This window comes from Thermostichus sp. OS-CIW-20, assembly GCF_054061455.1.
The window spans coordinates 1-7,315 of record NZ_JBSSEF010000055.1 but is presented as its reverse complement, the minus strand read 5'-3'; the positions used below and the strand labels follow the sequence as shown (position 1 = coordinate 7,315).

Here is a 7,315-nt window from a genome sequence, read left to right as displayed (position 1 = left end):
CTTTCCCGAATGGCCTGGCGTAGCTGCTCGATTTCTCGACTGCGGGCGGCGTTTTGCTCGCTCAGCTCGGCGTGGCTTTCCCGAATGGCCTGGCGTAGCTGCTCGATTTCCCGGCTGCGAGCGGCGTTTTGCTCGCTCAGCTCGGCGTGGCTTTCCCGAATGGCCTGGCGTAGCTGCTCGATTTCTCGACTGCGGGCGGCGTTTTGCTCGCTCAGCTCGGCGTGGCTTTCCCGAATGGCCTGGCGCAGCTCTTGGATCTCGCGGCTGTTAGCAGCAGTTTGCTCGGCTGCCTGAGCTAGGAGTTGTTCTACTCGATCTAAGCGGTCTTGGCCGTTCATTCTGAAACCCTTGGATACCCACCGCGGGAACTACAAACCCATTCCTGCCAATGTGTCAATCACCTGCTCCAGGATCAGCGTGAGGTTGGGGTGAGAGGTTTCAAACAGTGCCAGCGCTTCCCCAATGCGAGCTTTGCGCCCTGGGTTTTGTTGGCCCTTGGTTGGGGATCCCAGCTCTGCCAGCACGGCTTCCACCTCCTGGCGGATGGCGGCAATGTGCTGCCGCTGCCTTTCATCCAAGCCGGAGGTTTTTTGCAGCTCAACATCCAGATCGTGCAGCAGTTGTCGCAGTTTTGATTCGGCCATTCTCAAAAAGACCTTAACAAATCAATAAATCAAGTTTTGACCACGCTGACTCGATCATACGTCCTATGGGCAGGAGCGGAGATCGCTCTTTTGGGGGTGGCTGAGGCGGCAAAGGTTAACTTTTGCAGCCAGGGATCCCAACCTTGGAGCAACTCTCATTAGGATGGCCAGTAGCCTTGCTGTCTATCCCTATGTCTGAGCTGGCATTGGCCCTGCTGGGGGCAGCAGTTGCCGTTGCCCTGTTCCTAGGAATTAGACAGGGCCAGGGGCTGTTGCAGCGGTGGGCAGCAACGCAACGTCTGGGTGAGGCTAGGGCACTGGTGGCTGGGGCTTTTGTCCAGCCAGATGGAAGAGCGGTGGGAGTAAGTTGGGGATGAAGCATGGAAGGGAGCAAGGGCTGGAAAAAAGAGCAGTTGGGATTCTTGAAGGGAATGCCCTGGCTGGCTTTGGGACTGGCGCTGGTCTTATTGGTGTGGAATGGGCTTGGCAGCAATGGAGGAGCGATGGCCAGTCCCGGTGAAGGATCCCGAACTTTGACGGTAACCGGCCAGGGATCTGTTGCGGTGGAAACCTCCATTGCGGTAATCCGGCTGGGGGTGGTGCTCCAAGGGGAGACGGCGCAATCGGTACAGCAACAGGTGGCCGAGCGCTCGGAGCGGCTGGTGAACCGCCTCAAGGAGCTGCAGGTGAGCGCCCTGCAGACCACCGGCATTTCCCTCTATCCCCAATACGACTACCAGCAGAGCCCACCCCGCCTGAGCGGGGTACAGGGGCAGAACAGCTTGCAATTTGAGGTGCCCATAGCCCGAGCCGGACAAGTGCTGGATGAAGCCGTGGCCGCCGGAGCTACCCAGGTGGAATCAGTCAGCTTCCGGGCCGACGAGGCCACCTTGCTGCAGGCGCGCAGCCGTGCCTTAAGGCAGGCTGTAGAAGATGCCCAACGTCAAGCCAACGATGTGTTGAGGGCCTTGAACCTGAGCAGCCGTTCCGTGGAGCGCATCCAAATTCACAGCGAGGGCTACATCGCGCCGCCAGTTCCTCTGGCAGGCATGGGTGGAGCGGAGTATGCTCGCCTACAGGCAGCCTCCACGCCAGTGGAGGGAGGACAACAAACCGTGCGCGCCCAAGTCACGCTCGAGATTCGTTTCTAGGTTCCTGTGGCGGCCATGAAGTCGCGTCGAACCCTGCCTTCCCTCTCGCTGGGGCAGAGAAGGATTCCCCCTGGGAGAGGGAGGAGCGCCTAGAAGCCTCTTCCTCGGGTTGGGAATGACTACGAAACTTCAAAAATCTCAAAAAAATAACCCGGCAAAGTTAGGTAGTGGCTGCCAATCCCTACGTCTAGAATGGCGATGGAAAACCATTGGAAAGTTTGCTTTCCCGGATTTCCTTCTCATCTGGCTTTGGCTTGCCCGTGGATCCCAATTTGGAGAGCGCTGCTGCCACTGGTACGTCTGAAGGCCCTCAGGCAAGCTTGGGCGCTAGCAAAGGCGAAGCCAGCAGCTTGCGGGCCCATGTGCTGATCGTGGATGACAGCTACATGGTGGCGGAAATGCTCTCTAATTTTCTCGGCAAGCAGGGCTGTAGTATTTCCTATGCCCTGGATGGCCTTTCTGCCCTAGAACAAATCCGCCGCCGAACTCCAGATCTCATCATTGCCGACTGGGTCATGCCCGCTCTCGACGGCCTAGAGCTGTGCCGGCAGTTGCGGCAAGCGCCCGAATATGCCTGGGTGTACTACATCCTCATGACCGCCCGCGAGGGCAACGACAACATGGAGCGGGCTTTAGAAGCCGGAGCCGACGAGTTTCTTTCTAAGCCTTTTCAGGCGGCGGAGCTGCTGACGCGGGTGCGGGCAGGGCTGCGCATTGTGGAGAGCCGCCGCCAGCAATATCTGCTCCAGACTGGACAAAAACAAGTCTCATCTCCTTCTGGCTCGGTTGCTTTGGGCAATCGGCAGGATCTGGTTACTCGCCTGCCGTTGCGGGTGGCCCAAGCCCGTGCCCAATCGGATCCCCTCAGTTTGTTTGTGCTGCGCTTGGCCAACCTCGCTGCTCTGGGGCAAGGACTGGAGGCCGGCGGTCGGGCTGCTCTTCTCAAGCTGTTTACGGGTCGCTTGGCCCACAATTTGCGAGAGGGGGATGATCTCTTTTGCTACGACGAGGGCCAGTTTATCGTGGTGCTGCCGGGGAGCACTCTGGCCGCTGCCCAGATCGCTGCCGAGCGCTGCTGCCAGCGGTTGATCCAGGATCCCTTTGTGGTGAATGGGCAAGCGCTGCCGGTGCAGCTTCAATTTGGGGCGGCCACGCTCACAGATAAGGACGATCCCAAGGGGGTGGCCCTGTTGCGACGGGCTGCCCAAGCCCTGCGAGACAGCAAAAATGTCCACACCTCGGTGGTGACTGCTCCCCATCCCATCCTCGTTTCCGACCGTGTCAGGGGGACGGAGTCTTCAGAGCTGCTGAAATCTCTGCAACGTCTGGAACAAGAAAATGCCAACCTGCGCCAGGAGTTGGAAACTCACCTCCGGCAGCTCGAAGAGTTGCGGCAACAAAACCAAGAGCTAAGCCAAAGGGTTGGCAGGCTTGGATCTGAAACCTCTGCAGCGGGATCCCGCTCTCAGAGGCCCTTGTGGATCCGCCGGCGGAAACCGCGGCGTCGTCTAAAGCGTCAACTGGGCCGCGGAAAATGGCGACTGCGCCGGTAAGTCCGATCCCCAAAGTTTGCCATCAGGTTGGCTTGAGCAGAATGGGTGGGGGAGAGGTGTAACAGCGATGTTCAATTCTATTCAGGGCCGAGGAGCAGGATCCGCTACCTGGAAGTCAGCAAGAAGGTGGTTTCTCGACAACATCGAGCTGATCCTGACAGCGGTGGGGATAGGCGTAATCCTGCTCAGCGGTTGGGTGGCCAGCCGCAGCGCTCTTTCCGTAGCAATGGCAACGGCAGTCAGCGCCACCGTGGTGGGGGTTATCCACGGCATTCTGTTCTGGCTGTTGCGGCGGCGGCAGCGCCGAGTGCGGCAGGAGGCCATCGGTCAGATTCGCGAAATGCTGGAGGATCTGGGCAAAAACCGGCTGCAAACCATCAAGATGAGCCTGTACATGGTGCAGGCGCGCCAACCAGATCAAGAAGAGCGCACCCGCCAAAGCTTTGACCGCGCCTACCAAATTCTGGGAGAGATCAGCAACTTAATCGATCACATTTCCGAGGAATCCCTGGCCAGTTGGCGGCAGCGCTACCGGCAAACTCTAGATCGCGTGGAGTCGGAATCTCGATAGCCGAGACTCGCAGACAATTTGGAGTTGGGATTGGAGTGGACAGGCGGATTTCGGGAAGCACACAGTTGCTGGGCCTGATCGGGGATCCGGTGGCCCACAGCCTATCCCCGGCGATGCACAACGCCGCTCTGGCGGCCATGGGAGAAGACTACTGCTATGTGCCCTTTCCGGTGGCGGCAGAGCGCTTAGCGGTGGCGGTGGCCGGCCTGGCGGCCATCGGCGTGCGGGGGTTTAATGTCACCATTCCCCACAAGCAGGCGATTCTGCCTTTGCTCAGCCAGGTGGAAGCGCGGGCGGCAGCGGTGGGAGCGGTGAACACGGTCTACGCCCTGCCGGAGGGAGGCTGGGGCGGCACCAACACCGATATCGACGGCTTTGTCCAGCCTTTGCTGGGCCTGGAGAAAGGGATCCCCACCCTGATCCTGGGATCCGGCGGGGCGGCGCGGGCGGCCATCCAGGGCTGTTTGGAGCTGGGGCTGGGGCCAGTGCGGGTGGCCGGGCGATCCCCTGAGAAGTTACGTGCCTTGCAACAGACCTGGCCGCAGGTGGAGACGCTGAGCTGGGCAGAACTGGATCGCCACCTGGCTGAGACGCGGCTTTTGGTCAACACCACCCCCGTGGGCATGCATAAGCCGGGATCCCTTGCTGAGCTGTCTCCCCTCAGCTGGGAGCAACTGCGCCTTCTGCCCGCCGGCGCCACTGTCTATGACTTGGTCTATGTGCCGGATCCCACACCGCTGCTGCGCATGGCTGCTGAGCTGGGCCACACCCCTATTGGCGGCCTGGAAATGTTGATCCACCAGGGGGCCAAAGCCCTCTCCCTCTGGCTGGGGGGCAAGCTCGTGCCGGTAGAGGTGATGCGGCAGGCGGCCCGGCAGCAGTTGGCCCAGATCGGGGATCCCAACTCCTAGTTGTCCTCTTGGCTGAGTCTTGAATTCAAACAGAGCCGTATTTTTTGCTACAAAGATAGGCTCCTCACTCTGTTGAAATCGGTAAACGATCGAGCTTCCTGCAATGTTATTCTCCGCGCTGAGAAGCCCACAGTCGTGCGAGAAGTTTCAGGACAACGGGCTCGAAGTTAAATGAGCTTGATTGAGCTTGTTCGAGCGGGAACAATTGCTTTTGATTTGCCGATCTTTAGAGGAGAAAGAGGATAGGATTGAAGCCATTCTCAGTAGAGGTTGAGAGTGTCGGGAGTGCTGAGGCAACGGTGGAAAAAATACGGGATCCGTTGGCTGGGGGGCGTGCTCAGCGCGCTGATACTCCTGGGATCCGGGATCGCCGCCCAGGCCCAATTCCTCTGGCCCGGCCATTCCGGGTTGCAGGGTAGGGGGGAACAGAGGGGATCCCTCGACGCCTTCTGCCGGCAGCCGCCTGAGGAAGTGGCGCGCAAGGCCCAACTGCGCCAGCGGGCCGCCCAGTCAGATGCCGCCCGAGCTGAATACAACCAAGTTTTGGCAGAACATCGCGCTGCCTTGATCGCCTGCCGTAGCCGCCGTTGGCCGCAAATCCAAGCCATTTGGGTGCGCTTGCATCCCTGCGATGCCAATCCGGGCGTGTTGGATCAGGTGTTTGACCAGGTGGTGAACCTGGGCTACAACCGCGTCTTTATCGAGACGTTTTGCGATGGCCGCTCCATTTTGCCAGATGGTGGGGGCGGGATCTGGCCCAGCCTACAGCCCAACGCCGATTTGTTGGATTTGGCCCTCAAGGCGGCGCGACGGCGAGGGCTTTCGGCTTATGCCTGGGTGTTTTCCCTCAATTTTGGCTACAGCTACGGACAGCGACCGGATCGTCAGGCAGTCTTGGCCCGCAACGGCCGTGGCCTCACCACCGTCTTGGATCCGGCAACGGCCCTTCTGGAAGATTTGGGCAGCCCGGATGAGGTGTTTGTGGATCCCTTCCATCCCGTGGCGCGCCGGGATTTTGCCGAGCTGATCCGCCGCATCCTGCAGCGGCAGCCGGATGGGATCCTCTTCGACTACATTCGCTATCCCCGCGGCTCTGGGGGATCCAGCCTGGCAGCTACCGTCCGGGATCTCTGGATCCATGGGGAGGCGGCCCGGCAAGCCTACCTGGATTTGGCAGAAAACGCGGCAGGCCGAGCCTTGCTGGAGCGTTACCTCAGCCAGGGCTACGTGACAGTGGCGGATGTGCTCCACCTGGACGCCACCTATGGCGAAGAGCCCAAGTGGCGTCAGCCAGGGGATCCCAGGCCCAGCGCAAGCGGGGAGCGGCCGCTTTCTCCAGAGCTATGGGACGGGATGGCCCAAGGCAGAGCAGGCGGGAACGAAGATCTACATTCAAGCCTTGCAAACGAGGATTCCCAGCCGTCGGCGAATCCCACCCCCTCTCCGACACCCAGCGCCGCTTTCCGACAGGAGCGCTGGCAGCAGCAGCTCTGGCAGCTCAGCGTCGAGTTTGCCCGCTACGGGATCCTCGATTACCTACGGCAAGCTGCCCAACCGGCCCAAAGCCTTGGGATCCCGGTGGGGGCTGTCTTCTTCCCAGAAGGCAACCAAGCAGTAGGAGAAGGGTTTGACGCTCGTCTGCAACCCTGGGACCGCTTTGATCCGGGTATGGAATGGCACCCAATGGCTTATGCCAAGTGCGAGGATAGCTCCTGTGTGGCGCAGCAGGTGGAGCAGGTCCTGGCTGTGGCCTCTCCCCAAACCTTTGTCTGCCCGGCCATTGCCGGTCTATGGGGACAAGCCCAGCGGCAACGCCCCAGCCTGGAAACCCAAACAGCAGAGCTGGCCCGCCGCTTCCCGCAGTTGCCCTGTGTGAGTCACTTCGCCCTCTCCTGGATCGAGCCGGAGCTGGAGCGCAGCCGTCGCACCTGTCAACTCTAACGCCCATCCCAATCTGAAAGTTAGGAATTCTGAACTTATGAGCCCTGAGCAATTTGATCTGATTAACCGCCTGTTTCAACTGACCTTTCAGATCGGGGATCGCTTGGGCTGTGAATCCTCAGATCCTGCTCAATTGTTGCTGACCAACCGGCCCAGCCTGGAATCCAGTTGCACATTCTTTCCTTCCGATTTCACCTACGAAGCCTTGGATCCCCAAGTGTGGGCCGACTACATGGCGGAAGTTCCGGCCTTAGCGCAGATGGCGAATATTTTGCAACCTTATCCTTTCACCTGTGGCATTTATCGCCAAGACGAGGTTTCGTGGTGGATTTGCGCCTTTTGGGCAGCCCAAGAGGACTTGGGAACCAACTTGCTCTTGCGCGCCCACAGAGTCGAAACTTAGGCGCTTGAGCCCTATCTCCTCTCCCTCATCGAGACGGGGATCGGCGTTACAGCCTTTTAATTTAAAATAGGGTACAGGTATTCAAGAGGAAGGAGAGAAAGGAATGCCGACTCATTCTTTGGATTTGCGGCAAAGAGTTGT

8 protein-coding genes and 1 pseudogene are annotated in these 7,315 nt (G+C 59.7%); 7 read left to right on the top strand and 2 right to left on the bottom strand.

Annotated elements, in window-relative coordinates:
- Together ACVWXC_RS13100 and ACVWXC_RS13095 are read right to left on the bottom strand one after the other, a co-directional pair.
- Positions 1–338 (bottom strand): annotated as a pseudogene (locus tag ACVWXC_RS13100) (hypothetical protein); the annotation flags it as partial.
- A 30-nt stretch (positions 339–368) separates the two neighbouring features.
- Positions 369–644, bottom strand: a complete 276-nt coding sequence (locus ACVWXC_RS13095; RefSeq protein ID WP_041438641.1) for a DUF4404 family protein — start codon at positions 642–644, stop codon at positions 369–371.
- Between the two features lie 191 nt (positions 645–835).
- Here ACVWXC_RS13095 and ACVWXC_RS13090 point away from each other — a divergent pair, with 191 nt between their 5' ends.
- The 7 genes from ACVWXC_RS13090 (at position 836) to ACVWXC_RS13060 (ending at position 7,174) form a co-directional block, all read left to right on the top strand.
- Positions 836–1,021 (top strand): hypothetical protein, encoded by a 186-nt coding sequence (locus ACVWXC_RS13090; protein ID WP_041438644.1) that lies wholly within the window; start codon positions 836–838, stop codon positions 1,019–1,021.
- 3 nt (positions 1,022–1,024) lie between these two features.
- The gene (locus tag ACVWXC_RS13085) at positions 1,025–1,795 is read left to right on the top strand and encodes an SIMPL domain-containing protein (protein ID WP_240527312.1); all 771 of its coding nucleotides are present in this window, start codon (positions 1,025–1,027) and stop codon (positions 1,793–1,795) included.
- Positions 1,796–2,115: 320 nt separating this feature from the next.
- On the top strand, positions 2,116–3,348 hold the full coding sequence (locus ACVWXC_RS13080) for a response regulator (protein WP_457393211.1): 1,233 nt from the start codon (positions 2,116–2,118) through the stop codon (positions 3,346–3,348).
- 67 nt (positions 3,349–3,415) lie between these two features.
- Positions 3,416–3,919 carry a hypothetical protein gene (locus ACVWXC_RS13075; protein ID WP_011431503.1) on the top strand — a complete coding sequence of 168 codons (504 nt, stop codon included), beginning with the start codon at positions 3,416–3,418 and terminating at the stop codon, positions 3,917–3,919.
- Between the two features lie 35 nt (positions 3,920–3,954).
- Positions 3,955–4,830: a shikimate dehydrogenase gene (locus ACVWXC_RS13070; RefSeq protein ID WP_011431504.1), complete on the top strand. Its 876-nt coding sequence runs from the start codon at positions 3,955–3,957 to the stop codon at positions 4,828–4,830.
- A gap of 276 nt (positions 4,831–5,106) precedes the next feature.
- A complete protein-coding gene (locus tag ACVWXC_RS13065; RefSeq protein ID WP_457393213.1) occupies positions 5,107–6,771 on the top strand; it encodes a hypothetical protein in 1,665 nt (554 codons plus the stop codon).
- Between the two features lie 37 nt (positions 6,772–6,808).
- A complete protein-coding gene (locus ACVWXC_RS13060; protein WP_011433539.1) occupies positions 6,809–7,174 on the top strand; it encodes a hypothetical protein in 366 nt (121 codons plus the stop codon).
- The last annotated feature ends 141 nt before the right edge of the window (positions 7,175–7,315 follow it).